The sequence below is a fragment of the Streptacidiphilus pinicola genome (genome assembly GCF_003258295.1).
Taxonomy (GTDB): Bacteria; Actinomycetota; Actinomycetes; order Streptomycetales; family Streptomycetaceae; genus Streptacidiphilus; species Streptacidiphilus pinicola.
On record NZ_QKYN01000045.1, the window covers coordinates 1 to 26,539 of the forward strand.

A 26,539-nucleotide genomic window follows, 5' to 3' on the forward strand; every position below is an offset into this window, starting at 1 on the left:
CCCCCGCCCCCGCCCCCGTCTCGACCTCGACCTCGGTCTCGATCGAGGCCGCCTCGGTCGCCGAGGAGTTCGCCGCGCTGTACGGGCGTGAGCCCGAGGGCGTCTGGCAGGCGCCCGGCCGGATCAACCTGATCGGCGAGCACACCGACTACAACGACGGCTTCGTGCTGCCGGTCGCCCTGCCGCACGCCGCGCGCGTCGCCGTGGCCCGGCGGGACGACGGCCTGGTGCGGGTGCACAGCTCGCAGGGCGACGGCGCGGTGGTCGAGTTCACCGTCGACTCGCTCGCGCCGCGCTCGGTCGCCGGGTGGGCCGCTTACCCGGCGGGGGCGCTGTGGGTGCTGCGCGAGGACGGGCACCCGGTGCCGGGCATCGACCTGCACCTCGACAGCGACGTGCCGTTCGGGGCCGGGCTCTCCTCCTCCGCCGCGCTGCAGTGCGCGGTGCTGCTGGCCCTCGACGAGCTGCTCGGGCTCGGCATCGAGCGGCCCCGCCTGGCCCGGCTGGCGCAGCGGGCGGAGAACGACTACGTGGGCGCGCCCGTCGGCGTGATGGACCAGACGGCGTCGCTGTGCTGCACCGAGGGCGCGGCGCTGTTCCTGGACACCAGGGACATGGCGCAGCGCCAGGTCCCGCTGGACCTGGCCGCGGCCGGACTGGTGCTGCTGGTCGTCGACACCCGGGTCGAGCACGGCCACGCGGACGGCGCCTACCGCCGCCGCCGGGAGGGCTGCGAACGCTCCGCCGACCTGCTCGGGGTGAAGGCGCTGCGCGACGTCGAGGCCGCAGGCGGCCGGGAGCTCGACGTGCTGCTGGCGCGCCTCCCGGAGGAGGAGCTGCGACGCCTCACCCGGCACGTCGTCACCGAGAACGCGCGGGTGCGGGAGGCCGTGGGTCTGCTGGACGCGGGCGAACTGCGGTCGCTCGGGCCCGTGCTGACGGCCGGCCACGCCTCGCAGCGGGACGACTTCGCCATCTCCTGCCCGCAGTCGGACGCCGCCGTCGACACCGCGCTGGCGGCCGGGGCCCTCGGTGCGCGGCAGACCGGCGGCGGCTTCGGCGGCTGCGTGATCGTGCTGACCGAGCCGGCCCAGGTGCCCGGCATCACGGCGGCCGTGACCGCCGCCTATGCTGCGCAGGACGGCTGGAACGCCCCGGCGTTCTTCACCGCGACCCCGGCGCCGGGCGCCCGCCGCCTGCGGTAGTGCGGCCCGGCCGGAGCGTGCGACCCATAAGCAAGACTTATGGGGTCATAAAGCAGGACTGACTACTGTGGCAGGCTGACGTAGCTGAGGGTTGCCTTACCAGGTGTCCTCGCCGCCGTCCGTCCGCGCTTTGAAGGAGTCATCCGCTATGACACGCACTCTCCGGGTCGCCGTCGTGGGGTCCGGCCCCGCCGGCATCTACGCCGCCGACGCCCTGCTCAAGTCGGACGTCGCGCAGGACCCGGGCGTGTCCATCGACATCTTCGAGCGGATGCCGGCCCCGTTCGGCCTGATCCGCTACGGCGTCGCGCCCGACCACCCGCGGATCAAGGGCATCATCACCGCGCTGCACCAGGTCATGGACAAGCCGCAGATCCGCCTCTTCGGCAACGTCGACTACCCGAACGACCTCACCCTCGACGAGCTGCACCAGTTCTACGACGCGGTGATCTTCGCGACCGGCGCCAACGCCGACCGTGACCTGGACATCCCCGGCATCGAGCTGGACGGCTCCTACGGCGCGGCCGACTTCGTCTTCTGGTACGACGGCCACCCGGACGTGCCGCGCAGCTGGCCGTTGACGGCCGAGAAGGTCGCCGTCCTCGGCGTCGGCAACGTCGCCCTGGACGTGGCGCGCGTGCTCGCCAAGACGGCGGACGAGCTGCTGCCGACGGAGATACCGGCCAACGTCTACGAGGGCCTGCGGCAGAACCGCGCCAAGGAGATCCACGTCTTCGGCCGCCGCGGCCCCGCGCAGGCCAAGTTCAGCCCGATGGAGCTGCGCGAGCTGGACCACTCGCCCAACATCGAGGTCATCGTCGACCCGGAGGACATCGACTACGACGAGGGCTCGATCGCGACCCGGCGCGGCAACAAGCAGGCCGACATGGTCGCCTCGACGCTGGAGAACTGGGCCATCCGCGACGCGGGCGACCGCCCGCACCGGCTCTACCTGCACTTCTTCGAGTCGCCGGTGGAGGTGCTGGGCGAGGACGGCCGCGTCGTCGGCCTGCGGACCGAGCGCACGGAGCTGGACGGCAGCGGCAACGTCCGCGGCACGGGGACGTTCAAGGACTGGGACTTCCAGTCCGTCTACCGCGCGGTCGGCTACTACTCCGAGGAGCTGGCCAAGCTCCCGTTCGACGCCGACTCCGGGACCGTTCCGCACGACGCGGGCCGCGTCGAGCCCGGCACCTACGTCACCGGCTGGATCAAGCGCGGCCCCGTCGGCCTGATCGGCCACACCAAGGGCGACGCGAACGAGACGGTGGCCTCCCTCCTCGCCGACCACTCCGCGGGCGAGCTGACGCCCGCGGCCAGCCCCGAGCCGGCCGCGGTCGACGCCTTCCTGCGCGAGCGCGGCGTCCGCTTCACCAGCTGGGAGGGCTGGCAGCGCCTCGACGCCCACGAGCGCGCCCTCGGTGCGGCCGAAGGACGCGAGCGCGTCAAGGTCGTCCCGCGCGACGAGATGCTGGACGCCTCAGGCGCGTAGCGCCTACCGGGGCGCGAGGCTGTGCTGATCCCCGCGCCCCTGGATGGTGCGACGACCTGCCGGAGCTCATCAGAGCCTCGCACCGCTGAGGGGCGGTAACAGGACTCGTTCGGGTGATAGCACCGCGTCGTGGGGGGCGCGAGCCTACGCTGGGTGGTGGAGGAGGCGGGTGCTGCGTCGGGGGGAGTGGACGTGGGGCGGATCAGGGTGCTGGTGGCTGACGGCCACCGGATCTTTGCGGAGGCGCTGGCGACGGCGCTCGCCGCGGAGCCCGATGTGGAGGTCGCGGCGGCGGGCAGCGCCGCCGGCGCGGAGCGGGCGCTGGAGCGGGCCGCCGCCGAGGCGCGCGCGTTCCAGGTGATGCTCGTCGACGCCGATCTGGGTGCCGGCACGGTGCAAGCCGCGCCGACGCCCCCGCCCGGGCGGATCGTCCACGTGCCCGCCCAGCGGCGGACCCCACAGCAGGGCCCGCCCGCCACATCCGTGGGCACAGGCGCCGGCGACGGCATAGCGCTGATCGGGCGGGCCCGCGCCGTGCATCCGGAGCTGCGCGTGATCGTGTTGGCCACCGCCGACGACCCGCACCGCGCGGTGCGCGCGCTGCAGGCGGGCGCGGGCGGCTGGGTGGCCAAGGAGAGCTCGCTGGTCCGGCTGATGGCCGTGGTCCGGGGCGTCATGCGGGACGAGACGCACCTCCCGCCGAGCCTGCTCACCGGCGTGATCCGGGAGCTGACCGCCGCCCGGCGGGACCGAACCGAGAGCGAGCGGCTGGTGGACAGCCTCACTCCGCGCGAGAAACAGGTGCTGCGCTGTATGGTCGCGGGCCTCGGCCGGCAGGCCGTCGCGGACAGGCTTTACCTCTCCCCGCACACGGTCCGCACCCATATGCAGAACGTCCTCGGCAAGCTCGGCGTCCACTCGACGCTCGCCGCGGTCGCGCTGGCGCGCCGCGCGGGCGTGGGCCCGGTGGAGGCCTGAGCGGCCTGGAAGCCTGAGCGGCGCTCAGATCCGGCGTCGGACCAGCAGGAGCGCGTTGACCGCGGCGGTGGTGCGCCGTGTCTGGCGCTCGACCAGTTCCGCGCCGAGGGACATCGAGAGCGCGGTGAGGATCGCGACGAGGTGTTCCGCGCCCGCGAGGTTCGGCAGGGCGAGGGCTTCGGCGACCATCGCGGCCACGACCACCGCGCCGGTCAGCCGCGCGCGGTAGCGCCAGGCGATGCAGACGCCGAGGGCGACGACGGCGACGGACGGTCCCGTGTCCCGGGCGAACTCGGCGTTGTAGGAGAGCCCGAAGAAGCGGTCCGGTCCCATCGCGATGCCGACACGCGCGTACATGGTCCCGGCGAGGGTGGCCGCGTAGGCGATCGCGAGGGTGCGGACCCGGCCCAGGGTGAGCTCGGCGATGCCGAAGACCAGGAAGACCTGCAGCGCCGCGCCCCAGACCGGCAGGTCGGGCGCGGGCACGAAGAGCGACAGGGGAGTGCGCGAGAGCGCGACGCCAGGCGGGAGCGAGGCGCGGACGACCCCGAGCTGCTCGACGGCGGCCGCGCCGGAGGCCGACTGCTGCCAGACCTGGAAGGCCAGGATCGCGAAGGTGGCGCAGACGGTCAGCGGCATCGCCGCGAGGCCGCGGCCGCGCGTGCCGGTGCGTATCGCGCGGGCGAGCGGGCCCCACTCGCGTTCGGCGCCGGAGCGCACGGCCGACCACAGGCCGGCGGCCGCACCGGTGCCCAGGGCGCCGCTGCCCATGCCGTCGCCGACGGTCGCTGTTCCGTCCCTCTGCATGCGCGCTGTTCCTCCGAGTGGGCCAGGCATGTTCGGGGATCCTGCTGGGGCAAAAGCTCTGAATCCACCCTAGAACGGAAAGCGGCTCGGCCTGTGGTCGGCGAGGTGGAACCGGGGCTCATTCGGAGGGAGGACCACCGGCCTTCGTCGTCGGCCCTTCGGCGGGCCCGAACCCCTGCGACGCCCGCTCGGGACCCCGGTCGCCCGGCCGGCCGTCGGCGAGGTGCCCGTTCCCCTCCGCGCCTGCGGCCGGCTCCGCCGGCGCCGGTCCCACCGCGACCGCGCCCGTCACGGACGGGATCGGGGCGTGGCGGCGCTTGAAGAGGGACGGGAGGCTCGGGGCCGTGATGAAGCCCTCGGCGCGGGCCGAGGCGATGCCGATCCTCGGCAGGTCGCTGCTGCGCTCGAACAGCAGGTAGCGGGGTTCCCAGATGGGGCGGTACTTGGCGTTGGCCCGGTAGAGGGACTCGATCTGCCACCATCGCGAGAAGAAGATCAGCACCTCGCGCCAGAGCCGCAGCACCGGTCCGGCGCCGAGCCTGCCGCCGCGCTCGAAGACGGCGCGGAACATCGCGAAGTTCAGCGAGATGCGCTTCACGCCGACCACCTCGGCCTGCCGGATGAGCTCGATGACCATGAACTCCATCAGGCCGTTGTCGGAGTCGCGGTCGCGGCGCATCAGGTCGAGGGAGAGGCCCTCGCGACCCCACGGGACGAAGCTGAGCACGGCGCGCAGTTCGCCCTCGCCGTCGTGGCATTCGAGCATCACGCACTGGCCGTCGGCGGGGTCGCCGAGGCGGCCGAGGGCCATGGAGAAGCCGCGTTCGGTCTGGCCGTCGCGCCAGTGGTCGGCGAGTTGGAGCAGGGAGTCCATCTCGGCCTCGGGGATCTGGCCGTGGCGGCGGATCCGGACGGTGTAGCCGGCGCGGCCGACGCGCTTGTGGGCCTGCCGGATGCCGCGCATGGCGCGGCCTTCGAGGGTGAACTCGTCGACCTCGACGATCGCCTCGTCGCCGAGTTCGAGGGCGTTCAGGCCGTGGCGGGCGTAGACCGTGCCGCCCTCCTCGCTGGCGCCCATGACGGCGGGCGTCCAGGCGTGGATCTGGGCCTGCGCCAGCCACTCGTCGATCGCGCCAGGCCACGCCTCGATGTCGCCGATCGGGTCGCCGGAGGCCAGCGAGACGCCGCCGACGACGCGGTAGGCGACGGCCGCCTTGCCGCTCCCGGAGAAGACCACGCTCTTGTCGCGGCGCAGCGCGAAGTAGCCGAGGGAGTCGCGCTCGCCGTGCCGGTCGAGCAGCGCGCGCAGCCGCTGCTCGTCGTCGTCGCAGAGGTACTCCTTGCCCTTGGGGGCGCGGAACAGCACGTAGAGGACGAGCAGGAAGAGGATCACGCTCAGCACGTTGATCGCGATGTCGACCCAGTGCGGGATGTGGACGCCCGCGTGCGTGGACCCGGCCGGGGCCAGGGTGTAGACGCGCATCAGCGCGTAGTTCATCCGGTCCCAGAGCGTGGAGTTGCTGGCGGTGTCGGTGAGGGTGACCAGCCCGGTGCCGATCAGCATGCCGACGACGCCGCCGACGATCAGCGTGACGATCGCCAGCAGCGGGTTGGAGCGGTCGCCCTTGGCGTGGAACTCGCGGCGGCCGACCAGCAGTGAGGCCACGAAGAACGCGCTGATCGCGGCCGAGATCCAGTTGAAGGTGTGCTCCCGCACCTCGGGCGCGAGGACGAGGACCAGCGCCACCAGCAGCAGGTAGGCGCCCGACAGCACCAGGTTGAAGATCCACGCGGCCCGCTTGCGCCGGCGCATCATGATCGCGAGGAACCAGGCGAGCGCCGCGGAGGTGAAGCCGGCCGTCAGCAGGTAGGGGGTGAAGAGCTCACCGGTGTTGTGCCGGGTGACCTGGCGGCGAAAAGGCGCGGAGAAGCCCCCGAGCAGGTTGAGCGCGGCGGCGAGGCGGAGATACCAGATGGCCGCCCAAGCGGCTCGACGTTGCCATTTCTCACGATTGCTGGCCGGAGTATCGGTCGACACGTGCGCATCCATCCCGTTCTGGGGCAATCTTCATGATTACACACCAGAACGGAATGGATCGGACGGCTGGTGAGGCAGCCGGGGGAAGGCCCCGGGGAGAGTCAGCGGCGGTGGTGGCGGAACAGTTCCCGGAAGACCCCGGCGATCACCGCGTGACCGGTCGGGGTGGCGTGGATGTCCTGGTAGGGCGTGCACATCCAGGTCCAGGTGCAGATCCTGGCCACGTTCAGCGGCACCTGGCCGACGCCGGGCAGGGTGGCCTGGTCGGTGAAGTCGAGCGTGGAGAAGGCCGTCGACACGTCCGCCAGCCGGAACTCGCCCGCCTTCAGGCCGAGCGCGATCGCGCCGTTCAGCGCCACGCTCAGCTGCGCGGACTCCTGCGCCGCCTGCTGTCCGGCCGGCCCGGTGAGCCAGACGGCCAGGAACGGGTCGTAGTAGTTCATCGCGGCGTAGCGCGGGTGGCTGCCGCCGGCCCGGTGCAGCGCGGCGGTGATCTGCGGGACCTGCGCCGTGACGGTGGCGATGCCCTGCAGAGCGCAGTTGAGGTCGACGGCGCCGCCCTTGAGGCAGCCGTCCACGTCGTTGGCGCCGATGTCCAGCGTCAGGTAGCTGACGTGGCCGCGGTGTGCGCGCAGGAACTTCACGGCGGCGTCGAGCTGCGAGGTCGCGCCCGGGTAGGAGCAGATGCCGCCGTCGATCATCGTCTCGGTGGTCTCGCCGGAGCAGCCGAGCTTGACGTGGACGAGGTCCGGGTCGTGCTGCTTGAGCTGGGCGTAGAGCTGGTCGGTGTAGGAGACGTCGGTGTTGTGCCCGACATTGGGCTGGTAGCCGGCGGCGAGCGAGTCGCCGAGGGACACGTAGTACTCGGGACTGTGGTCGTGGGACGAGGCGGCGCTCGGTCTGGTGGCGGCCGGAGCGTCGGCGAAGGCCGGGCTTGCGAGGCCTGCGGCGAGCAGGGCCGAGCAGGCGGCAGCGGCCAGAACGCGCGCGAGCCGCGGCAGAGCGGTCATCGGGAGGTCCCCCCTTCCAGGTCCGCACCGTCGCGGACTCTGGGAAGGGAGTAGACAACCGGCCGGTAACCGCTGACAAGACTTGTGCAGCAGGGGAACGGAGAGTGACGAAAGCCTTGAGGGCGTCAGTCAGTGAGGTTGTCGAACGGGGCCACGAGCTGACGCAGCAGCCCGGCCAGGTCCTCGCGCTGGGCGGCGGACAGTTCGGCGAGGATCGCCCGCTCGTGGTCGAGCAGGCCGGCGAGGGCGGCGTCCGCGCGCTCCTGGCCGGCCTCGGTGAGCCGGACCAGCACGCCGCGGCGGTCGTCCGGATCGGGCAGGCGCTGGACCAGGCCCTTGCCGGCCAGGCGGTCGATCCGGTTGGTCATGGTGCCGGAGGTGACGAGGGTCTGCGTGAGCAGCTGTCCGGGGGAGAGCTGGTAGGGAGCGCCGGCCCGCCGCAGCGCGGTGAGCACGTCGAACTCCCAGGGTTCCAGCGCGTGCTCGGCGAACGCGGCACGGCGGGCGATGTCGAGGTGGCGGGAGAGCCGGCTGACCCGGCTCAGCACCTCGAGGGGCTCCACGTCGAGGTCGGGGCGCTCCCGGCGCCATGCTGCGACCAGCCGATCGACCTCGTCCTCCATGCTGATCAGTGTAGTCGGATATCTATCGACATGAAGTCTCTTGACATCAAGAATTTACTGACGCCATGCTGGAGATATCTCGACATCAAGATACTTGGGAGGTCGCCATGGCCGACGTCACCTGGGATCCGGAGCAGTACCTCCGGTACGCCGACCTGCGCGGTCGGCCCTTCTCCGACCTGGTCGGCCGGATCCCCGGCACCCCGAAGCGCGTCGTGGACCTGGGCTGCGGCCCCGGCAACACCACGGCGACGCTGCCCGAACGCTGGCACGGCGCCCACGTCGTCGGCGTGGACAACTCCGCCGCGATGGTCGAGCAGGCCCGGCGCGACTTCGGCGCGATCGAATTCCGGCTCGGCGACATCGCCGACTACGAACCCACCGGGGACGCCCCCGACCTGATCCTCTCCAATGCCGCGCTGCAATGGGTCCCAGGCCATCTGACGCTCTTTCCGCGCTGGATCGAGGCGCTGCCGAGCGGCGGCGTGTTCGCCTTCCAGGTGCCCGCCAACTTCGAGGCGCCCTCGCACACGCTGCTGGCCGAGCTGCGCAACTCGGCGCGCTGGCGCGAGCGGCTGGGCGGACCGCACCGCGCGGCGGTGCCGAGGCCGGGGGAGTACCTGGACGTGCTGGCGAACCTCGGCTGCGCCGTGGACGTCTGGGAGACCGACTACCACCAGGTGCTCCAGGGGGAGCAGCCGGTCGTGGACTGGATGCTCGGCACCGGGCTGCGGCCGGTGCTCGACGTCCTGACCGACGAGGGCGAGCGCGCCGCGTTCCTCGCCGAGTACGCCGAGCTGCTCGACGCGGCCTACCCGAGGCGCGCGTACGGCACCGTCCTGCCCTACCGCCGCATCTTCGCCGTCGCGATCAAGCGCTGAAGGAGAACACCGTGATCGTCGCCCTCGACCACGTCCAGCTCGCCGCCCCGCCGGGCTCCGAGGACAGGCTGCGCGGCTACTACGTCGGCGTGCTCGGCCTGAACGAGATCCCCAAGCCGCCGGTGCTCGCCGCCCGCGGCGGATGCTGGTTCGCCTCGGCGGACGGCGTGGTGCAGCTGCACGTCGGGATCGAGGATCCTCCCCCAGCCTCCGGCCGGGGGTGCCCCCATACGCCCGCCAGGAAGGCCCACCCGGCGCTGCGCGTCCGGGGCATCCACGCCTACGCGGAGCAGTTGGCGGCCAAGGGCGCGCAGGTCGTGTGGGACGACAACCTGCCGGGCCACGAGCGCTTCTACTCCTTCGATCCGGTGGGCAACCGGATCGAGTTCCTGGAACCGCGCAGCCTGGAGCCGAACCGGTAGGCGCTACTGCTTGCGGCGGCCGACGAGGTGCGGCCGCCGCTCCATGCCCTCCAGGCCGTGCCAGGCCAGGTTCACCAGATGGGCCACGACCTCGGCCTTCTTCGGCTTGCGCACGTCCAGCCACCACTGGCCGGTCAGCGCGACCATCCCGACCAGCATCTGCGCGTACATCGGCGCCAGCTTCGGGTCGTAGCCGCGGGACTTGAACTCCAGGCCGAGGATGTCCTCGACCTGGTTCGCGATGTCGCCGATCAGCGAGGCGAAGGTGCCCGTCGACTGCGTCACCGGCGAGTCCCGGGTCAGGATCCGGAAGCCGTCGGTGGACGTCTCGATGTAGTCGAGCAGCGCGAACGCCGCCTCCTCGCACAGCTCACGAGGGTGGCCACCGGTCAGAGAACCGGTGACCATGTCCAGCAGCAGCTGCATCTCGCGGTCGACGACGACCGCGTACAGCCCCTCCTTGCCCCCGAAGTGCTCGTAGACCACCGGCTTGGACACGCCGGCCTTGGCCGCGATCTCCTCCACCGAGGTCGCGTCGTAGCCGCGCTCCGCGAACAGGCTCCGCCCGATGTCCAGCAGCTGTTCGCGGCGCTCCTTGCCGCTCATGCGCACACGTGTAGCCCGACGTGCCGACGCCCCCCGCTTGGACGAGGGGGCGTCGCCTCCCGCGTCCCTGCCGCCACTGCTCTCGTTCACAGGACCATCATGCCGCGCTGGGCCTCCCGGCCTTGCTCCCGGGCTCACGCCGCTTCATTGCCAGCCGGTCCTGGGTGGGCCAGCGGACGTCCGTGGCCAGGCCGAGCTGTTCGAACCAGCGGATCAGCCGGGCCGAGGAGTCGATCTGGCCGCGCAGGACGCCGTGGCGGGCGGAGGTGGGGTCGGCGTGGTGGAGGTTGTGCCAGGACTCGCCGCAGGAGAGGATCGCCAGCCACCAGACGTTGCCGCTGCGGTCGCGCGAGCGGAACGGGCGCGAGCCGACGGCGTGACAGATGGAGTTGATCGACCAGGTCACGTGGTGCAGCAGCGCGATCCGCACGAGCGAGCCCCAGAAGAACGCGGTCACCGCGCCCTGCCAGGACCACGACCAGAGCCCGCCGACCAGCGGCGGCAGCAGCAGCGACACGAGGGTGAACGCGAAGAACTGACGCGAGATCCAGTGGATCGCCCGGTCCTTGACCAGGTCCGGGGCGTACTGCGCCTGCGGCGTCTGCTCTTCGTCGAAGAGCCAGCCCATGTGCGCCCACCACAGGCCGCGCAGCAGCGCGGGCACGGTCTCGCCGTAGCGCCACGGCGAGTGCGGGTCGCCCTCGCGGTCGGAGAACTTGTGGTGCTTGCGGTGGTCGGCGACCCACCGCACGATCGGCCCCTCGACGGCGAGGCTGCCGGCCACCGCCAGGGCGATCCGCAGCGGGCGCTTGGGCCTGAAGGAGCTGTGGGTGAACAGCCGGTGGTAGCCGACGGTGACGCCGTGGCAGGTCAGGAAGTACATCACCGTCGCGATGGCGATCTCGTGCCACCCGATGCCCCACCCCCACGCCACGGGGACGGCGGCGACCAGCGCCGCGAACGGCACGACGATGAAGATCCCGATCGCGAACCGCTGCAACAGGCTCGCCCGCTCGCCGCCACGGGTCGCGTCGGCCGGCGCTTCTCTCGCCGGCTGTGCTTCCGGTACGGGACGGAGCCCGGTCTCTGTGCTCGGCATGGTGGTCATGGGTCGCCCCTCGGCCTCTACCTACGGAACCGTAACTTACGGCATCGTAGGTTCTGTGCCCCTGGTCGCGGAAGTCCACCCTCCGACGGTGTGGCGAGCGGGTGAATTGTCGGAATTCCCCTGGCGCCGGGAATCGGGGTGCCCCGTCGTATCGTCGCGTGGAGGGTCGGCGGTACGGCATAGTAGGAGCCGCCGTTCGGCTGCCTCGGGCCGCCGTACGATCCGCCGTAGTGTAATTGGCAGCACACCGACCTTTGGAGTCGGCAAGTCAAGGTTCGAATCCTTGCGGCGGAGCCCTGGAACCGATCGTTTCTGGCCGGTTTCCCACTGACGGCTATCCTCACTGTGTTCGGGTACGTCTGTGCGGCTCCCTTCTGCGGGTGCGTGACGCGCCCGGCGGACCCTCCCAGCCCCCTGCAGAGGAGCCTGCCCCCCATGACTCCCACCGCCGTGATCGTTCTCGCCGCCGGCGAGGGCACCCGGATGAAGTCGGCCGTCCTGCCCAAGGTGCTGCACCCCCTGTGCGGACGCACGCTCGTCGGGCACGCCGTCGCGGCCGGGCGGGAGCTGACGCCGGAGCAGCTGGTCGTGGTCGTCGGCCACATGCGGGACAAGGTATCCGCGCACCTCGCCGAGGTGGACCCCGGTGTGCGCACCGTCGTGCAGGAGCAGCAGAACGGCACCGGCAACGCCGTGCGCGTCGCGCTGGAGGCGCTGGGCGCCGAGGGCATCGCGCTCGACGGAACGGTCGTGGTCACCACCGGCGACACCCCGCTGCTCACCGGTGCCACGCTGCAGGCGCTGGTCGCCGCCCACGGCCACGACGGCAACGCCGTGACCGTGCTGACCGCCGAGGTCCCGGACGCCACCGGCTACGGCCGGATCATCCGCGGTGCGGACGGGGCCGTGCAGGCCATCGTCGAGCACAAGGACGCGAGCGACGAGCAGCGCGCGGTGCGCGAGATCAACTCCGGTGTCTTCGCCTTCGACGGCAAGCTGCTGGCCCAGGGCCTGGCCGAGGTGCGCACCGACAACAGCCAGGGTGAGGAGTACCTCACCGACGTCCTCGGCATCCTGCGCGAGGCCGGCCACCGCGTCGGCGCCGTCGTCGCCGGGGACTACCGCGACATCCTGGGCATCAACGACCGGGTGCAGCTGGCCGAGGCCCGCCGGATCATGAACGACCGCCTGCTGGACGCCGCCATGCGCGCCGGCGTGACGGTCGTCGACCCCGCCACCACCTGGCTCGACGTCCAGGTCTCGTACGAGCGCGACGCGGTGATCCACCCGAACACCCAGCTGCACGGCGCGACCAGCGTCGGCGAGGGCGCCGAGGTCGGTCCGAACTGCACGCTGCGGGACACCGAGATCGGCGCGGGCGCGGTTGTGATCAATGCCACAGCGGACCGCGCGGTGGTCGGCGCGGGCGCCAACGTGGGCCCGTACGCCTACCTGCGTCCGGGCACGGTGCTGGGCACCAAGGCCAAGGCCGGCACCTACGTCGAGATGAAGAACGCGATCGTCGGCGACGGCGCCAAGGTGCCGCACCTGACCTACGTCGGCGACGCGACGATCGGTGAGGGCACGAACATCGGGGCCGCGTCCGTCTTCGTCAACTACGACGGGGTCAAGAAGCACCGCACCACCATCGGCGCCCACTGCCGCACGGGCTCTGACAACATGTTCGTCGCTCCGGTGACGGTCGGGGACGGTGCGTACACCGCCGCCGGCTCGGTGATCTACCAGGACGTGCCCGCGGGCGCGCTGGGCGTCACACGTCCGCAGCAGCGCAACATCGAGGGCTGGGTCGAGCGCAAGCGCCCCGGTACGGCGTCCGCGCAGGCTGCGGCGGCTGCGAAGGCAGCGGCAGAAGAGGCCTGAGGGGCCGCTTCGACCACTCTCCCAGGCGACCCGGGCGCGACGCGCACCTCCACGGACGCGTAACCTGGTGGTCATCCACACACCACAGGGCCGCGCCAGGCCAGTGTCCGCCTGCGGATCTTCAGCAAACCTGGGTGCCGAAGCAACAAGGAGACGGTTGCAGTGACCGGGATCAAATCGTCCGGCTCTCGGAAGTTGATGCTCTTCTCCGGCCGCGCACACCCTGCCCTCGCAGCCGAGGTGGCCGAGCAGCTGGGTGTCGAGTTGGTCCCCACCAAGGCACTGGACTTCGCCAACGGTGAGATCTACGTCCGCTACCAGGAGTCGGTCCGTGGCGCGCACGCCTTCGTGCTGCAGAGCCACACCGCCCCGATCAACCAGTGGATCATGGAGCAGCTGATCATGATCGACGCGCTCAAGCGCGCGTCGGTCAAGACCATCACTGTGATCATGCCGTTCTACGGCTACGCCCGTCAGGACAAGAAGCACCTCGGTCGCGAGCCCATCTCCGCCCGCCTGATAGCGGACCTGCTGAAGACGGCGGGAGCCGACCGGCTCATCTCCGTGGACCTGCACACCGCGCAGATCCAGGGCTTCTTCGACGGCCCGGTCGACCACCTCTTCGCGCTGCCGCTGCTGGCCGACTACGTCGGCGCCAAGGTCGACCGCGACAAGCTGACGGTCGTCTCCCCGGACGCCGGTCGCGTCCGCGTGGCCGACCAGTGGTCCGACCGCCTGGGCGCGCCGCTGGCGATCATCCACAAGCGCCGTGACCCGAACGTGGCCAACAAGGTCATGTCCGCCGAGGTCGTCGGTGACGTCAAGGGCCGCGTCTGCGTCCTGGTCGACGACATGATCGACACCGGCGGCACCATCGTCGCCGCCGCGGACGCGCTGTTCGAGCAGGGTGCCGAGGACGTCATCGTCGCCGCCACCCACGGCGTGCTCTCCGGCCCGGCCGCGGACCGCATCAAGAACTCGCGGGCGAGCGAGTTCGTCTTCACCGACACCCTGCCGACCCCGGGCGAGCTCTCCCAGGAGATCGACAAGGTCACCACGCTCTCCATCGCCCCGCTGATCGCCCGCGCGATCCGCGAGGTCTTCGACGACGGCTCGGTCACCAGCCTCTTCGACGAGCGCGCCTGATTGATCGTTTTGGCTCCCTCGTCGGGTCCGGGTACGCTGAGTACCTGCCCGGCGAGGGAGCTTTTCCATGTCCTGACGTGGATCTGCCTCCGTTATCGACGCGCTTCTTGTTCCAAGACGTGTGAGATGGCCGCCAGGCGCTCACCCGTTCATTGACGAGACAAGGAGCGCTTCCATGTCCGAGATCCGCCTTGCCGCTGAGCCCCGCAACGAGTTCGGCAAGGGTGCCGCCCGTCGCGCCCGCCGTGCCGGCCTGGTCCCCGCCGTCGTCTACGGCCACGGCCACGCCCCGGTTCACCTGAACCTGCCGGGCCACGACCTGATGCTGGCGCTGAAGACCCCGAACGCGCTGATCTCCCTGCCGATCGACGGCAAGCAGGAGTTCGTGCTGCCGAAGGCCGTCCAGCGTGAGGCCATCAAGCGCACCATCGAGCACGTCGACCTGATCCTGGTCAAGCGTGGCGAGAAGGTCACCGTCGAGGTCCCGATCCACACCGAGGGCGAGCTGGCCCCCGGCGGCAACCTGCTCGAGCACGTCCTGAACGCGCTGCCGATCGAGGCCGAGGCCACCCACCTGCCCGAGTCCGTCACGGTCTCGGTCGAGGGCCTGGAGGCCGGCGCCTCCATCCACGCCAAGGACATCACCCTCCCGTCCGGCGCCTCCCTGGCCGTCGACGAGGACGCGGTCGTCCTGCAGGTCATCGGCGCCCAGGCCGAGGCCCCCGCGGAGGAGTCCGAGGAGGCCGCCGAGGCCGAGGCCGAGGCCTGATCCTCACCGCACGTGAAGTTCTGCCCCGGCCGTCCGCTGTGATGTCCGGGGCAGTCCTGCGTTGTCGTGACAGTCGAGTAGGGAGTCGCATCAGATGAGCGAGCAGGGCCCCTGGCTGGTGGTCGGCCTCGGCAACCCCGGCGGGCAGTACGAGGGCAACCGCCACAACATCGGCTTCATGGTGGCGGACCTGCTGGCCGAGCGGGTCGGCGGCAAGTTCAAGACGCACAAGAGCCGCGCCCAGGTCCTCGAGGGTCGCCTGGCGGGCGAACGCGTCGTACTGGCCAAGCCCATGTCCTTCATGAACCTCTCCGGCGGCCCCGTGGTCGCGCTGCGCGACTTCTACAAGTCCGGCGTCGACCGGCTGATCGTGATCCACGACGAGCTCGACATCGACTACGCCACGCTGCGCCTCAAGCGCGGCGGCGGCGACAACGGCCACAACGGGCTCAAGTCGATCACCAAGTCCCTGGGCCCGGACTACTTCCGCGTCCGCGCCGGCATCGGCCGCCCGCCGGGCCGGATGGAAGTCGCCGACTTCGTCCTGCGCGACTTCTCCGGGGCCGAGCGCAAGGAACTCCCCTGGTTCGTGGACCGCTGCGCCGACTCGGTCGAAGCCCTGATCCAGGAGGGCCTGGAGCGGGCGCAGTCGACCTACAACGACTGAACGCCGAACGGCCGGACCTGCGGGATGCAGGTCCGGCCGTTCGCTGTCCGTGCCGCTGGGTCAGCGTCAGCGCACGTGCACGTAGGTGCTCGGTCCACTGGAGTCGATGTGGCTGCTGTCGGACGTGGTGTACACGACCGCCCAGGTGCCGCCGCCGTAGGTGCGGCCGCGCAGGGTGTAGTTGCCGTACGCGTCGGCCCAGCCGTAGGAGACCCAGTACCAGGTCGTGCTGCCGTAGGGGCGGAAGACCAGAGTCACGTGGGCGCGCGGGAGCCGGTGCCAGGAGCCGTTGTCCTGGTAGACGGTGCCGCTGAAGCTCAGCGTCTGACCCTTGGACGCCCAGGTGGTGCTGGGCTTGCCGCCGCCGACCCCGGTGGGCGTGCGCCACACGTGGAAGGCCCGGCTCATCACCGGCCGCCAGTCCGCGGTGCCGGGGAAGAAGACCCGCCAGTAGCCGTTCGCGTTGGCGCTCCACAGCGCGAAGCACTTGAACTCGTCCGGGGCCAGTCCCTGACGGCCGGCCAGCGTGTAGCCGATCCAGTGCCAGGTGCGGCCGTCGGACGAGTACTGCACGTAGACCTTGGCGTTGCCGCCGAGGTAGTTGCCGCCGCTGCCGAGCGTCAGATGCCCGTCGATCGCGGCCTCGCCGTACTGGTCCTCGGTGATGCCGAGGCCGGTGAACGAATCCGGCTGCGGAATGTGGACCTGGATCATGTCGGGCGCGCTGGTCCAGTTGAGGAAGCCGGTGTTGGCGGTGCTCAGCTGGTAGGCGCCGGCCTGCGAGATGCCGATGCTGAAGTCGCCCTGCGCGTCCGTGGTGCCGCCGGCCTGCGGACCGCTGCCCCACGTGTACGGCGTGCCCGGGGCCGGCTTCCAGGTGGATCCGGCCAGCCGCTCGACGACGCCGGTGATCACGGCGGTGCCGCCGACCGGCACGTTCACGTCAGTGGGCGAGGTGAAGCGGATGCGGGTCTGCTCGGCGGTCGCGTAGATGGGGTTCCCGCCGACGCTCGCCTGGGAGTACGTGACGGAGTCCGCCCCGCTCGGCGTGTAGTTCGCGGAGGGCTGGACGGCGCTCGTCGCGGTCAGGTCCGCGCTGAAGGCGCCGTTCGCGTCCGTCGTCACCGTGCCGAGAGCCTGCGGGTAGCCGTTGTTGCCCAGCTCGTTCGCGAGCTGGACGCTCGCGCCGGCGAACGGCGTGGACTGGCCGGTGCGGGGATCGGTGACCGTCAGCGATCCGGCCACGGAGTAGGCGCGGTGGTCGAAGTCGAACGTGGCCGGCCCGGTGGCGTTGAACGAGGCGAACCGGACCAGGTCCTGGTACGTCACGGTCCCGGCGTCGGGCTCCGTGACGTAGTCGCCGGTGCTGTCCCGCATGTCGACCGCGACGCGGTACTTCCCGAAGGTCGGCAGGACGAGGTTGGCCGGCGCGTACCACAGGCCCTGGGCGCTGGAGTCCTGCTGCAGGTCGGCCTGAGTCAGGGTCAGCGCGGGGTCTGCCCCGGCGGGAGCGCCGGCGGGGTAGAGCCGCACGGCGACCGGTGTCGCGGTGCCCGTGCTCTCCCAGTCGTACGCCCAGAAGCTGAGGATGCCGACGTCGGTGTTGCCGTAGCCGAGTTGCACGTTCCCCGCCCAGGGCAGGTTGACCGTGGGCTGCGTGACCGTCACCGGGGTGGTCGGCGTCGCGGTGGGTGACGGGGTGTCGGACGGTGACGGGGTGTCGGACGGCGTCGGGGTGGGCGACGCGCTGTCGGTGGTGCTCGGGCTCGGGCTCGGCGTGGTGTCGGCGAAGGCCTGGCCGGGAACCGCGAGGAGGGTCGCCAGCAGCGCGGTGGCCGCGGCGGCGGGAACGGTGGAACGGAGTCTCACCCTGAGGATCCCCCTGGAAGATTCGTGGCTCATGTGCGACAGAGGTGCGGAACATGAGTGGTGCGCGCGTGAGCCTAGTGCGGTGGCGCAAAAGCACCTGCGGCCGGTGTCCGGATTTGATCCGGAAACCGACCGCAGGTGACGCACGAATCGTTATGCGTCCGGGCGTCAGCCGGTGTTGCGCAGGCCGGCGGCGACGCCGTTGACGGTGAGGAGCAGGGCGCGGGAGCGCAGCGGGTCCTCGGAGACGGCGGCGGCGGCGTCCTCGCGCTGGCGGCGCAGCAGGGCGACCTGGAGGTAGGAGATCGGGTCCAGGTAGGCGTCGCGGATGGCGAAGGTCTGCTTCAGGACCGGCTGGTGCTGCAGCAGTTCGGACTCGCCGGTGACCCGCAGGACCTCGCGGACCGTCAGGGCGTGCTCGGCCTCGATGAGGTCGAAGATGTGGCGGAGCTCCTTCGGCACCAGCTGCTCGACGTAGTGGCGGGCGATCCGCAGGTCCGTCTTGGCCAGCGTCATGGTGACGTTGGAGAGGAAGTTGCGGAAGAAGTGCCACTGGCCGTGCATCTCGTCGAGGATCTCGCCGAGGCCGGACTCGCGGGCCGCGGCGAGGCCGGAGCCGACGCCGTACCAGCCGGGGACGATCTGACGGGACTGGGTCCAGCCGAAGACCCACGGGATCGCGCGCAGGCCGTCCAGGCCCGCGCCGGAGTCGGGGCGGCGCGACGGGCGGGAGCCCAGGTGCAGCGCGGCGAGCTGGTCGACCGGCGTCGAGGCGAAGAAGTACGCCGGCAGGTCCGGGTCCTCGACCAGGCGGCGGTAGGACGCGTGGGCGCCGTCGGAGACGGTGTCCATCGTCGCGTCCCAGCGGGCCAGTGCCTCCTCGGACTGGCGCGGGGAGGTGTGCAGGGCCGAGGCCTCCAGCGTCGCGGAGACGGTCAGCTCCAGGTTCTCCCGGGCCAGGGAGGGGATCAGGTACTTGTCGGAGATCACCTCGCCCTGCTCGGTGACCTTGATCGCGCCCTCCAGCGTCCCGTAGGGCTGCGCCAGGATCGCCTCGTGCGAGGGGCCGCCGCCGCGGCCGACGGTGCCGCCGCGGCCGTGGAAGAGCCGCAGCCGCACGCCGTAGCGGTGCGCGACGTCACGCAGCCGGCGCTGGGCGCGGTGGATCTCCCACTGCGAGGTGGTGATGCCGCCGAACTTGGAGGAGTCGGAGTAGCCGAGCATGACCTCCTGCACGTCGCCGCGGAGCGCGACCAGGCGGCGGTAGGACGGGTCGCGCAGCATCTCGTCGAGGATGGTGTCGGCCGCGCGCAGCTCGTCGGTGGTCTCCAGCAGCGGCACGATGCCGATCCGGGCGACCCCGGCGTGCAGGTCGATCAGGCCGGCCTCGCGGGCCAGCACCGCCGCCGCGAAGACGTCGTCCGCGCCCTGGCACATGGAGATGATGTAGCTCTCCACGATCTCCGGGCCGAAGCGCTCGAAGGCCTCGCGGACCGACGAGAAGACGCCGAGCGTCTTCGCGCCCGCGGCGTCCAGCGGGGCCGGGGTCGGGGCCAGCGGGCGGCGGGACCTGAGCTCCTTGGCCAGCAGCCGCTGGCGGTACTCGCGCGGCATGTCGGTGTAGCGCCAGGCCTCCTCGCCGAGGCGGTCGAAGAGCTGGCCGAGCGCGTGGTGGTGGGCGTCGGCGTGCTCGCGCACGTCCATCGTGGCCAGCTGCAGTCCGAAGGCCGAGATGGTGCGGATGGCCCGGTTGACCCGGCCGTCCGCGATCAGGCCGCCCTTGTGGGCGCGCAGCGAGGACTGGAGCACCTCCAGGTCCGCCAGCAGCTCGCCGGTGCCGAGATAGTCGCGGCCGGGGACGTGCGGGGTGTTGGCGGCCAGCCGCTCCTTGGTGTTGAGCAGCTTCTGTCGCACGCAGGTGGCCTTGAGCCGGTAGGGCTCCTCGGCGTTCATCCGCTTGTAGCGCGGGCTGATCTCCGGCAGTCGCTCCAGGTCGGCGGCCAGGCTCTGCAACAGCTCCTCGCTGGCGCCGGAGAGCCGCACCGAGGAGGAGAGCGTGCCGCGCAGCTCGTCGACGACGCCGAGGGCGTCGTTGATGCCGTACTCGTGCTGCAGGATCAGCACGTCGAGGGTCACCTCGGGGGTGACGTTCGGGTTGCCGTCGCGGTCGCCGCCGATCCAGGTGCCGAAGGTCAGCGGACGTGAGCCCTCGGGCAGCGGGACGCCGACGCGCGCGAGCTCCTCGTACAGCTCCTCCAGCACGTCGGGGACGGCGCGCTTGTAGAGCTCGTCCAGGTAGTAGACGGCGTTGCGGGCCTCGTCGGACGGCTCGGGGCGGGCGATCCGCAGCTCGTCGGTCTGCCAGAGCAGATCGATGACCTCGGCGAGGCGGCGGTCGGCCTGGCGGCGGCCGGTGGGACGCGAGGGGGTGTCGTAGGTGTCCAGCAGCTCGCCGATCCGGCGCAGCTTCTGCAGCACGCTGCGGCGCGCGGCCTCGGTCGGGTGCGCGGTGAAGACCGGACGCACGTTGAGGTGCTTCAGGGTGGTCGCGAGGTGCTCGGGGTCCGCCTCGGAGAGCTTGTCCACGGTGCGGGAGAGCAGGCTTCCGTTGCTGTCGCGGTTGGCGTTCAGCTCGCGGCCGCGGTGCACCTGCTCGGCGACGTTGGCGAGGTGGAAGTAGGTGGAGAAGGCCCGCACCAGCTTGGCCGCGGTGGCCAGGTCGGTCTCCTCCAGCAGCTGGGCCGCGGCCGCGCCGTCGCTGCGGGTGAGCGCGCGGACCTCCTCGACGAGGTCGAGCAGCTCCTGGCCCTCCTGGCGGACCAGCGTCTCGCCGAGCAGGTCGCCCAGGCGGCGGATGTCGGCGCGCAGCGCGCTGTTGTCGGGCTCGGTGGTGGCCGGGCCGGATGCCGGGACGGTGGCCTCGCGGTCGTCGCTCACGCTGGTGCTCCCTTGCGGGGTGGGGGAACGGACAGTGGCGTGCGCGGACCACGCTGTCCGCCCAAGGTGCAGTCGCCTGCCTTGCGCTGGAGACACTCGATCTGTCGATCCTGATCTCTCGCGGTCCAGCATAGGTTGCGGGGTGTGACCGTCCACGGGGATGGCCGCTATCCGGACAACCGGGCGGTCGCCCACACGGTCCTTGGGCTTCCTTTTACCCTTGTCGCATGAGGGTGGGAGCGTGGACGCGCCGACGGAGCATGTGGCTGGACATCGGCCTCGCGGCGGTGGCCGCCGCAGAGTGCGGCGGCTCGGCCGCGGTGTTCGCGTTCCGGCAGGGTCTGGGCACGGCGGCGGTGGTCGCCGTGGCCGTCTTCGGCGTGATCGCGGGCTCGACGCTGCTGGTGCGGCGGCGCTGGCCGCTGATCCCGGTCGCGGCGGCGCTGGCGACCATCCCGCTGGACGCCGGCTACACGCTGCTCATGATCGGCGTCTACACGCTCGGCGCGTACCGCCCGGAGGGCGTGGCGAGCCGGTTCGCGGAACGCCGGGCGATGACGGCGCTCTGCGCGCTGGCCATCGCCGAGACCGTCATCGTCTCCACGCTGACCCTGGGCACCCAGCAGCAGAACGCGCTGCGGCACGGGGTCGCCGCCTACGTGCTCGTCATCCTGTCGGTGCTGGTCGCGATCGGCATCAGCGTGCCGCCGGCCATGCTCGGCCTCTACATCGGCGCCAAGCGCCGGCTGCTGGAGGCGCTGCGGGAGCGCGCGGAGGGGTTGGAGACCGAGATCAGCCTCCTGGCCGACCAGGCGCACGAGCGGGCGCGCCGGGCGCGCATGGAGGAGCGCACCCGCATCGCCCGTGAGATGCACGACGTGGTCGCCCACCGGGTCAGCCTGCTGGTCGTGCACGCGGGCGCGCTGGAGCGGGTCGTGCACAAGGACCCGGACCGCGCCGCGCAGAGCGCCAAGCTGATGGGCGACATCGGCCGGCAGGCGCTGGACGAGCTACGGCAGATCCTCGGCGTGCTGCGCACCGTCGAGCCGGACGAGCAGGAGCCCGCGCCCCTCGGCGCCGCGGCCGAGGGCGACGAGGCGGCCGCGCTGGGGCTGGCGGACCTGCCGAAGCTCGTCGACGAGTCCCGCGCGGCGGGCCTCGGCGTCCGCTACACCCTCGGCGGCCTGCGCCGCGAACTCCCGGCCCAGGCCGAGCGGACCGCCTACCGGGTGGTGCAGGAGGCCCTCACCAACGTGCTCAAGCACGCCCCCGGCACCGACGTCGAGGTCGTCATCGCCTACATCGTGGGCGGCGTGGCACTCGCCGTCTCCAACACCTGCCCCGCCGCGGACACCACCCCCGCCGCCGACCGCGGCCTCCCCAGCGGCGGCAACGGCCTCGTCGGCATGCGCGAACGCGTCCACGCCCTCGGCGGCACCTTCGCCGCCGGCCCAACCGCGGAGGGCGGCTACCGCGTCGAGGCCAGGCTGGTGACCGCCACGGCCACGGCCTGAGCCTGCGTCACGTTCGAGGGCTGGACGGTCCTGACCGTGCTGGTGGCGTTCCTCGGCAACGTGTTCGTGGGCGCTCGTGGTGTGCGGCGGTACTACCGTAGGAGACCGTCGTCGTCCTGAGTGCTGCCGGAGAGCGCGTCGTGCTGATCGCCCTTGACCCCGCGTCCCCCACCCCGCCGTCGGAGCAGATCCGCGCGCTGATCGCCGCCGCGGCGGCCAGCGGGGAGGCACCGGTCGGGACCAAGCTCCCCACCGTCCGCAAGCTGGCCGAGGACCTCGGCCTGGCCGTGAACACCGTGGCCAAGGCCTACCGTGAGCTGGAGTCCGCCGGGGTCGTCGAGACGCGTGGCCGGGCGGGCACGGTCATCGCCGCGTCGGGTGACCGCTCGCTCGCGGAGATCGCCCGCGGCGCGGCGTCCTACGCGCGGCGGGCGAAGTCCCTCGGGCTGACGGTGGACCAGGCCAGGGCCGTGGTCGAGACGGCCCTGCACGAGACCTACGGCCAGTAGCCCGCGGCCGGGCCCGTAGCCCGCGGTCCTCCGGAGCGTCAGGCCTGCAGCGCGTCGGTCAGGAACCGGAGGCGCTCCGCGCGCAGGCCGTTGATCAGCACCGTCATCGCCTGGTCCATCGTGTGTCCCAGGAACCACTCGCCCGCGTGGTCGAGGCTGTAGACGCGGCCGACCGCGTCGATCGCCAGCAGGGCGGCGCCGTCGCGTTCCTCGCCGAGGGGGGCGACCGGCAGTTCGAGGGAGCGCCCGAGGTCGGCCAGTGTGCGGGGTTGGTGAAGACCTCGCAGCGGGTCGACGACGAACGGTGTGCGGGCGACCTCGATCCCCGGGCCGTCCAGCGAGACGGCTATCTCGCCGAACTCCGCCCAGGCCTCCAGCGCGGCCGGGAAGACCGTGTGGACGTGACCCTCGGGTGAGACGTACGCGGAGAGTTGTTCCGCCCAGGCCTCGGCCATGGGCCTGCGGCTGCGGTCGGGATACCAGCCCGCCTTGGCGAGAGCGGACGCGACATCCGCGGGAAAACGTGCCTGCATGGTGTCGATCCTCCCGTCACTTCTTCTTCGGACGCAGCGAGATGGACTTGACCCCGAAGTGCGCGAGCAGCGGCTCGCAGCTGCGGCACGGCGGCTGGTGCGTGCCGTGGGCCGGATCGCCCTGCTCGCGGATCCGGACCGTCGTCATCTTGGCCCCACGCAGGGCCTTCCTGGCCTCGCCCTCGCCGAAGGACCTGCGCGCCGAGCGCCCGGAGCGGGCGGTCTCGGCCTGGTCGAGGAACTGCGACAGCAGCACGGCCTCCGGGCAGCGCCCGGTGAACCGCTCCAGCTGTCCCACCGGCAGCGCGGACAGGAAATCGTCCACCAGAGGGTGAAGCTGTGGAGCCTCGCCCTTCTCGCTCACATGGGTATAGGTATCACCCCGCACCGACAGCGCCGCGGCGACGATCGGCATCAGGCTGTCCCTGCGGTGACGGAGCAGTGGCGCGGGCGCCTGTCTGTGCTGCTGCTGCATGATCTCCATGAACGGTTGTTCCCTTCCCCCGTGGTCCCCCGGTTGTGCTGTGGATCAGACTGCCAAATACCAACGCAGATACATAAGTCGGGGGTCTGTTCGACGACGGATCGGTGGCCGGAGGGGTGCCCGGGGCGGTCTCGGGGGAGCCCCGGGGTGACGGGGGAGATCCCCGCAGGCCGGTCGAGCCCCTAGGCTTGGACGCGGCAGTCAGTTCCAGCAGGGGGCAAACTCCATGACGACAGGTCGGCCGAACGCGGCCTACGCCGGGCAGGTCGTGCACTTTCCCGATCCGCTGCGCGCGCAGCAGTACCCCTCCGGGGTGAGGATCGATGCGGAAGGCCGCCCCGACTTCTCCCCGTACGCCCGAGCCGCGGCCGAGGTCGCGGACCCACCCGAGGGATTCGGCGTCGACGAGCTGCGGCTCACCGACTACGTCTCCGCCAACGCTGCGCTCCGCGCGGACGGCCACGAGCTGTGGGCCGACGTCGAGAGCCCGGTCGGCACACCCGTCGGCTGGACCTGGCACCACTCGGCGGAACCGGCGTCGCCGGGCAACCGTCGGCTGGAGCTGGTTCCCGTCGAGGTCAAGGCGCTGCTGCGGCACCACGGCGGTCTGGCCGGCTCGCGCGCCGACCACGCCAAGCGCGGCACCCGCCCGCTGCAGGAGCGGCGCCCGGTCCACTTCGTGCTGCCCGACGGCGCGGAGGCCGAGGAGGGCGCCGAGTCCGCCCCGCCGCCCACGCCGGAGGAGGTGGAGCAGCGGCTGCAGGCGGTCGAGGAGGCCCTCGGCTACACCCTGCCCGGCGCCTACCGGACCTTCCTGAAGGCGGCCGGCGGCCACGCGCCCAAGGGCCTGGGGCTCGACACCGAGCTGGGCATCCTGGTCGACCAGCCCTTCTTCGGGTTGCCGGCGGAGCGGTCGGTCGTCGACCTCGCCTACGTCAACAAGTGCCTGCGCGACCACATCACCAAGGACTATCTCGGCATCGGCTTCGCCCAGGGCGGCCTGCTGGTGATCAAGGTCCGCGGCGACCGGATCGGCACGGTCTGGTTCCTCCCCTACGACGACGCGCGCGACGACGGCGACCCGTCCCTGACGCCGCAGCAGCGCTGCGAGCGGCTGTTGCTGCCCTGCGGCGACGACTTCGACGCGTTCCTGCTCCGGCTGGCGGGCAGCCCGCCGGAGCTGCAGACGGTGGCCGAGCTGATGGTGGACGGCGGCTTCGCCCGCGCCGTCCCGGTGAAGGGTTGAGGGGGTCGTCGCCGTGGTGACGTACGCGGAGGCGCAGGAGCGCGCCGAGGAGTGGATCAACGCCGGCACGCCCGCGTGGCTGCGCCGCGAGGTGCGGGTGCGCGAGTTCGACCTGGGCTTCGTGGCCTGGGCGGTCGACCGGACCGACGGCCCGTCCTCGGACGGCGGAGCGGCGCGCATGGTGATCGCCCGTGAGACGGGCGCGACCACGCTCTGGCCGGCCCTGCCGATCAACGACGTGGTCCGCCGCTACGAGGAGGTCTACGGCCGCCCGGCCGGCGCGACGCCGCAGTCGCCCGTGCAGACGGGCGCCGACCGGGATCTGGTCGAGGCCACCTCCTTCCTGCTCAGCCCGCCGCAGTGGCTGGAGGAGGCGGCGGCCCGCGCCCGCGAGGAGGAGGCGGCGAGCCTCCAGGTGGCCCCGCCGGTCTCCGCGGGTCCGCCCGCGGAGGTCCCGACGATGCTGGCGCCGCCGACGCCGCCCCGTCCGCAGCCCGCCGCGGTGCAGCCCGCGGCGGACGGTGGTTCGCAGGGCGGTTCGCCGGGTGGCGGGTTGCCGGGCGCGATCCCCGGCCAGCAGGTTCCCGGTCAGCAGGTTCCCGCTGCGGCGGCCGCTCCGGCCGGGCCGTCCGGTGGGCCGTCCGGGTCGTACGGCTATCCGCAGGGTCCCGCCGCCGCGCCGGCCGGTGCGGGCGGCTACGGGTACCCGCAGCCCGGCCAGGCCCCGGGCCAGGGCGGCTACGGCTTCCCGCAGGAGGGCTCCGCCGGTTCCGGTTCTTACGGCTACCCGCAGGGCGCCGGCACGCCGGGCGGTTCGCTCGGTGGTCCGGGCATGCCGCCGCCCCCGCCCGGGGCCGGTCCGGCCGCGGAGCCGTTCCCCGGCGCGAACGCGGGGATGCCGGGCGCCGCGGTCCCCGGCGCGCCGATGGGCGGTCCGGGGATGCCCCCGCCTCCGCCGGGTGGCCCGATGGGCGGCCCCGGTGTGCCGCCGGGCGCGCCCGCGCCGGTGGGCCAGCCGTTCCCCGGCGGCCCGGGCATGCCGCCGCCCCCGCCGGGCGGACCGATGGGTCAGCCGTTCCCTGGCGGCCCGGGCATGCCGCCGCCCCCGCCGGGTGCGCCGGTCGGCCAGCCGTTCCCCGGCGGCCCGGGGATGCCGCCGCCCCCGTCGGGCGGACCGATGGGTGGTCCCGGCATGCCGCCCCCTCCGCCTTCGGGGCCGATGGGTGGCCCGGGCGTGCCGCCGCCGGGTGCTTCGCTCGGTGCCCCCGGTGTTCCGCCGCCTCCCCCCGGAGTCGGGGGTGCGGGTCAGCCCGAGGGGCTGGACTACGCGCCGACGATGATGGCCGCTCCGGGAAGCCTCCCGGGACGTCCGGGCGCTCCCGGCGCGCCGGCCACGCCTGCCCCGCCGCAGGGTGGCCCCGGGCTTCCGCCTCCGCCGCCGGGAGCGCCGCTCGGTGGCCCGGGCATGCCGCCGCCTCCGCCGCCCGGTCCGATGGGTGGTGGGCCCGCTGTGCCGCCGCCTCCGCCGGGTGGTTCGCTCGGCGGTCCGGGGATGCCGCCGCCTCCGCCGCCCGGTCCGATGGGTGGTGGGCCCGCCGTGCCGCCGCCTCCCCCCGGAGTCGGGGGTGCGGGTCAGCCCGAGGGGCTGGACTACGCGCCGACGATGATGGCCGCTCCGGGAAGCCTCCCGGGTCGCCCCGGCGCGCCCGCTGCGCCGTCGGCGCCGCAGGGCGGCCCTGGCCTGCCGCCGCCTCCGCCGCCCGGTCCCATGGGTGGTCCGGGGATGCCGCCGCCCCCGCCGGGGGCGGCGGCAT

22 protein-coding genes, 1 tRNA gene and 1 pseudogene are annotated in these 26,539 nt (G+C 72.4%); 14 read left to right on the forward strand and 10 right to left on the reverse strand.

Annotated features, from left to right (window positions below; all coding sequences use genetic code 11):
* The first annotated feature begins 41 nt into the window (after positions 1–41).
* The 3 genes from galK to DN069_RS12545 all read left to right on the forward strand — a co-directional run bounded on the left by galK (position 42) and on the right by DN069_RS12545 (position 3,675).
* Positions 42–1,205 (forward strand): galactokinase, encoded by a 1,164-nt coding sequence (gene galK / locus DN069_RS12535; protein ID WP_111501040.1) that lies wholly within the window; start codon positions 42–44, stop codon positions 1,203–1,205.
* A gap of 148 nt (positions 1,206–1,353) precedes the next feature.
* Positions 1,354–2,697 carry an FAD-dependent oxidoreductase gene (locus DN069_RS12540; RefSeq protein ID WP_111501023.1) on the forward strand — a complete coding sequence of 448 codons (1,344 nt, stop codon included), beginning with the start codon at positions 1,354–1,356 and terminating at the stop codon, positions 2,695–2,697.
* Positions 2,698–2,889: 192 nt separating this feature from the next.
* Positions 2,890–3,675: a LuxR C-terminal-related transcriptional regulator gene (locus tag DN069_RS12545; protein ID WP_111501041.1), complete on the forward strand. Its 786-nt coding sequence runs from the start codon at positions 2,890–2,892 to the stop codon at positions 3,673–3,675.
* Positions 3,676–3,699: 24 nt separating this feature from the next.
* Here DN069_RS12545 and DN069_RS40015 read toward each other — a convergent pair whose 3' ends face one another.
* The 4 genes from DN069_RS40015 to DN069_RS12565 form a co-directional block, all read right to left on the reverse strand.
* Complete coding sequence (locus tag DN069_RS40015) at positions 3,700–4,482, reverse strand: hypothetical protein (RefSeq protein ID WP_165845477.1); 783 nt, start codon at positions 4,480–4,482, stop codon at positions 3,700–3,702.
* Positions 4,483–4,600: 118 nt separating this feature from the next.
* The gene (locus DN069_RS12555) at positions 4,601–6,532 is read right to left on the reverse strand and encodes a phosphatidylglycerol lysyltransferase domain-containing protein (RefSeq protein ID WP_111501024.1); all 1,932 of its coding nucleotides are present in this window, start codon (positions 6,530–6,532) and stop codon (positions 4,601–4,603) included.
* 89 nt (positions 6,533–6,621) lie between these two features.
* Entirely contained in the window at positions 6,622–7,530 is a 909-nt protein-coding gene (locus DN069_RS12560; RefSeq protein WP_111501025.1) for an SGNH/GDSL hydrolase family protein, read from the reverse strand.
* Positions 7,531–7,655: 125 nt separating this feature from the next.
* On the reverse strand, positions 7,656–8,153 hold the full coding sequence (locus DN069_RS12565; RefSeq protein ID WP_111501026.1) for a MarR family winged helix-turn-helix transcriptional regulator: 498 nt from the start codon (positions 8,151–8,153) through the stop codon (positions 7,656–7,658).
* A gap of 65 nt (positions 8,154–8,218) precedes the next feature.
* On the opposite strand from DN069_RS12565, the gene DN069_RS12570 reads away from it, so the two are divergent.
* Both DN069_RS12570 and DN069_RS12575 read left to right on the forward strand, forming a co-directional pair.
* Positions 8,219–9,034 (forward strand): methyltransferase domain-containing protein, encoded by an 816-nt coding sequence (locus DN069_RS12570; RefSeq protein WP_243639142.1) that lies wholly within the window; start codon positions 8,219–8,221, stop codon positions 9,032–9,034.
* An 11-nt stretch (positions 9,035–9,045) separates the two neighbouring features.
* Positions 9,046–9,456, forward strand: coding sequence for a VOC family protein (locus tag DN069_RS12575; protein WP_111501028.1), 411 nt, complete (start codon positions 9,046–9,048; stop codon positions 9,454–9,456).
* Between the two features lie 3 nt (positions 9,457–9,459).
* Here DN069_RS12575 and DN069_RS12580 read toward each other — a convergent pair whose 3' ends face one another.
* Positions 9,460–10,062, reverse strand: coding sequence for a TetR/AcrR family transcriptional regulator (locus DN069_RS12580; RefSeq protein ID WP_111501029.1), 603 nt, complete (start codon positions 10,060–10,062; stop codon positions 9,460–9,462).
* A gap of 97 nt (positions 10,063–10,159) precedes the next feature.
* Positions 10,160–11,170, reverse strand: a complete 1,011-nt coding sequence (locus DN069_RS12585; RefSeq protein ID WP_111501030.1) for an acyl-CoA desaturase — start codon at positions 11,168–11,170, stop codon at positions 10,160–10,162.
* Between the two features lie 221 nt (positions 11,171–11,391).
* Between DN069_RS12585 and DN069_RS12590 the strand changes: the two genes are divergently transcribed.
* The 5 genes from DN069_RS12590 (at position 11,392) to pth (ending at position 15,633) form a co-directional block, all read left to right on the forward strand.
* A tRNA-Gln gene (locus tag DN069_RS12590) sits at positions 11,392–11,464 on the forward strand.
* 141 nt (positions 11,465–11,605) lie between these two features.
* Complete coding sequence (gene glmU, locus DN069_RS12595; RefSeq protein ID WP_111501031.1) at positions 11,606–13,051, forward strand: bifunctional UDP-N-acetylglucosamine diphosphorylase/glucosamine-1-phosphate N-acetyltransferase GlmU; 1,446 nt, start codon at positions 11,606–11,608, stop codon at positions 13,049–13,051.
* A gap of 162 nt (positions 13,052–13,213) precedes the next feature.
* A complete protein-coding gene (locus tag DN069_RS12600) occupies positions 13,214–14,197 on the forward strand; it encodes a ribose-phosphate diphosphokinase (protein ID WP_111501032.1) in 984 nt (327 codons plus the stop codon).
* A 175-nt stretch (positions 14,198–14,372) separates the two neighbouring features.
* Positions 14,373–14,966: a 50S ribosomal protein L25/general stress protein Ctc gene (locus DN069_RS12605; RefSeq protein ID WP_111501033.1), complete on the forward strand. Its 594-nt coding sequence runs from the start codon at positions 14,373–14,375 to the stop codon at positions 14,964–14,966.
* A 94-nt stretch (positions 14,967–15,060) separates the two neighbouring features.
* Positions 15,061–15,633, forward strand: a complete 573-nt coding sequence (gene pth / locus DN069_RS12610; RefSeq protein ID WP_111501034.1) for an aminoacyl-tRNA hydrolase — start codon at positions 15,061–15,063, stop codon at positions 15,631–15,633.
* A gap of 66 nt (positions 15,634–15,699) precedes the next feature.
* On the opposite strand, the gene DN069_RS40900 is transcribed toward pth, so the two are convergent.
* Both DN069_RS40900 and ppc read right to left on the reverse strand, forming a co-directional pair.
* Positions 15,700–17,502 carry a hypothetical protein gene (locus tag DN069_RS40900; protein ID WP_207892134.1) on the reverse strand — a complete coding sequence of 601 codons (1,803 nt, stop codon included), beginning with the start codon at positions 17,500–17,502 and terminating at the stop codon, positions 15,700–15,702.
* Between the two features lie 168 nt (positions 17,503–17,670).
* On the reverse strand, positions 17,671–20,370 hold the full coding sequence (gene ppc, locus DN069_RS12620) for a phosphoenolpyruvate carboxylase (RefSeq protein ID WP_424556280.1): 2,700 nt from the start codon (positions 20,368–20,370) through the stop codon (positions 17,671–17,673).
* Positions 20,371–20,666: 296 nt separating this feature from the next.
* Here ppc and DN069_RS12625 point away from each other — a divergent pair, with 296 nt between their 5' ends.
* Together DN069_RS12625 and DN069_RS12630 are read left to right on the forward strand one after the other, a co-directional pair.
* Positions 20,667–21,953 carry a sensor histidine kinase gene (locus DN069_RS12625; protein WP_111501036.1) on the forward strand — a complete coding sequence of 429 codons (1,287 nt, stop codon included), beginning with the start codon at positions 20,667–20,669 and terminating at the stop codon, positions 21,951–21,953.
* Positions 21,954–22,093: 140 nt separating this feature from the next.
* Complete coding sequence (locus DN069_RS12630) at positions 22,094–22,462, forward strand: GntR family transcriptional regulator (protein WP_207892135.1); 369 nt, start codon at positions 22,094–22,096, stop codon at positions 22,460–22,462.
* A gap of 38 nt (positions 22,463–22,500) precedes the next feature.
* Here the strand turns inward: DN069_RS12630 and DN069_RS12635 are convergent, their stop codons facing one another.
* Positions 22,501–22,995, reverse strand: coding sequence for an SUKH-3 domain-containing protein (locus tag DN069_RS12635; RefSeq protein WP_111501037.1), 495 nt, complete (start codon positions 22,993–22,995; stop codon positions 22,501–22,503).
* A 16-nt stretch (positions 22,996–23,011) separates the two neighbouring features.
* Positions 23,012–23,410: a YwqJ-related putative deaminase gene (locus DN069_RS12640; RefSeq protein ID WP_279387893.1), complete on the reverse strand. Its 399-nt coding sequence runs from the start codon at positions 23,408–23,410 to the stop codon at positions 23,012–23,014.
* Positions 23,411–23,705: 295 nt separating this feature from the next.
* Between DN069_RS12640 and DN069_RS12645 the strand changes: the two genes are divergently transcribed.
* Positions 23,706–24,725: an HNH endonuclease gene (locus DN069_RS12645; RefSeq protein ID WP_111501039.1), complete on the forward strand. Its 1,020-nt coding sequence runs from the start codon at positions 23,706–23,708 to the stop codon at positions 24,723–24,725.
* A 13-nt stretch (positions 24,726–24,738) separates the two neighbouring features.
* Positions 24,739–26,539 (forward strand): annotated as a pseudogene (locus DN069_RS42365) (SUKH-4 family immunity protein); the annotation flags it as partial.

What these genes read in the sequence shown, in the direction of transcription:
- DN069_RS12540 (WP_111501023.1), top strand. Translation starts at nt 1,354, where the DNA reads ATGACACGCACTCTCCGGGTCGCCGTCGTGGGGTCCGGCCCCGCCGGC.
- DN069_RS40015 (WP_165845477.1), bottom strand. Translation starts at nt 4,482, where the DNA reads ATGCAGAGGGACGGAACAGCGACCGTCGGCGACGGCATGGGCAGCGGC.
- DN069_RS12555 (WP_111501024.1), bottom strand. Translation starts at nt 6,532, where the DNA reads ATGGATGCGCACGTGTCGACCGATACTCCGGCCAGCAATCGTGAGAAA.
- DN069_RS12560 (WP_111501025.1), bottom strand. Translation starts at nt 7,530, where the DNA reads ATGACCGCTCTGCCGCGGCTCGCGCGCGTTCTGGCCGCTGCCGCCTGC.
- DN069_RS12565 (WP_111501026.1), bottom strand. Translation starts at nt 8,153, where the DNA reads ATGGAGGACGAGGTCGATCGGCTGGTCGCAGCATGGCGCCGGGAGCGC.
- DN069_RS12570 (WP_243639142.1), top strand. Translation starts at nt 8,219, where the DNA reads ATGCTGGAGATATCTCGACATCAAGATACTTGGGAGGTCGCCATGGCC.
- DN069_RS12580 (WP_111501029.1), bottom strand. Translation starts at nt 10,062, where the DNA reads ATGAGCGGCAAGGAGCGCCGCGAACAGCTGCTGGACATCGGGCGGAGC.
- DN069_RS12585 (WP_111501030.1), bottom strand. Translation starts at nt 11,170, where the DNA reads ATGACCACCATGCCGAGCACAGAGACCGGGCTCCGTCCCGTACCGGAA.
- glmU (WP_111501031.1), top strand. Translation starts at nt 11,606, where the DNA reads ATGACTCCCACCGCCGTGATCGTTCTCGCCGCCGGCGAGGGCACCCGG.
- DN069_RS12605 (WP_111501033.1), top strand. Translation starts at nt 14,373, where the DNA reads ATGTCCGAGATCCGCCTTGCCGCTGAGCCCCGCAACGAGTTCGGCAAG.
- pth (WP_111501034.1), top strand. Translation starts at nt 15,061, where the DNA reads ATGAGCGAGCAGGGCCCCTGGCTGGTGGTCGGCCTCGGCAACCCCGGC.
- DN069_RS12625 (WP_111501036.1), top strand. Translation starts at nt 20,667, where the DNA reads ATGAGGGTGGGAGCGTGGACGCGCCGACGGAGCATGTGGCTGGACATC.
- DN069_RS12635 (WP_111501037.1), bottom strand. Translation starts at nt 22,995, where the DNA reads ATGCAGGCACGTTTTCCCGCGGATGTCGCGTCCGCTCTCGCCAAGGCG.
- DN069_RS12640 (WP_279387893.1), bottom strand. Translation starts at nt 23,410, where the DNA reads ATGCCGATCGTCGCCGCGGCGCTGTCGGTGCGGGGTGATACCTATACC.
- DN069_RS12645 (WP_111501039.1), top strand. Translation starts at nt 23,706, where the DNA reads ATGACGACAGGTCGGCCGAACGCGGCCTACGCCGGGCAGGTCGTGCAC.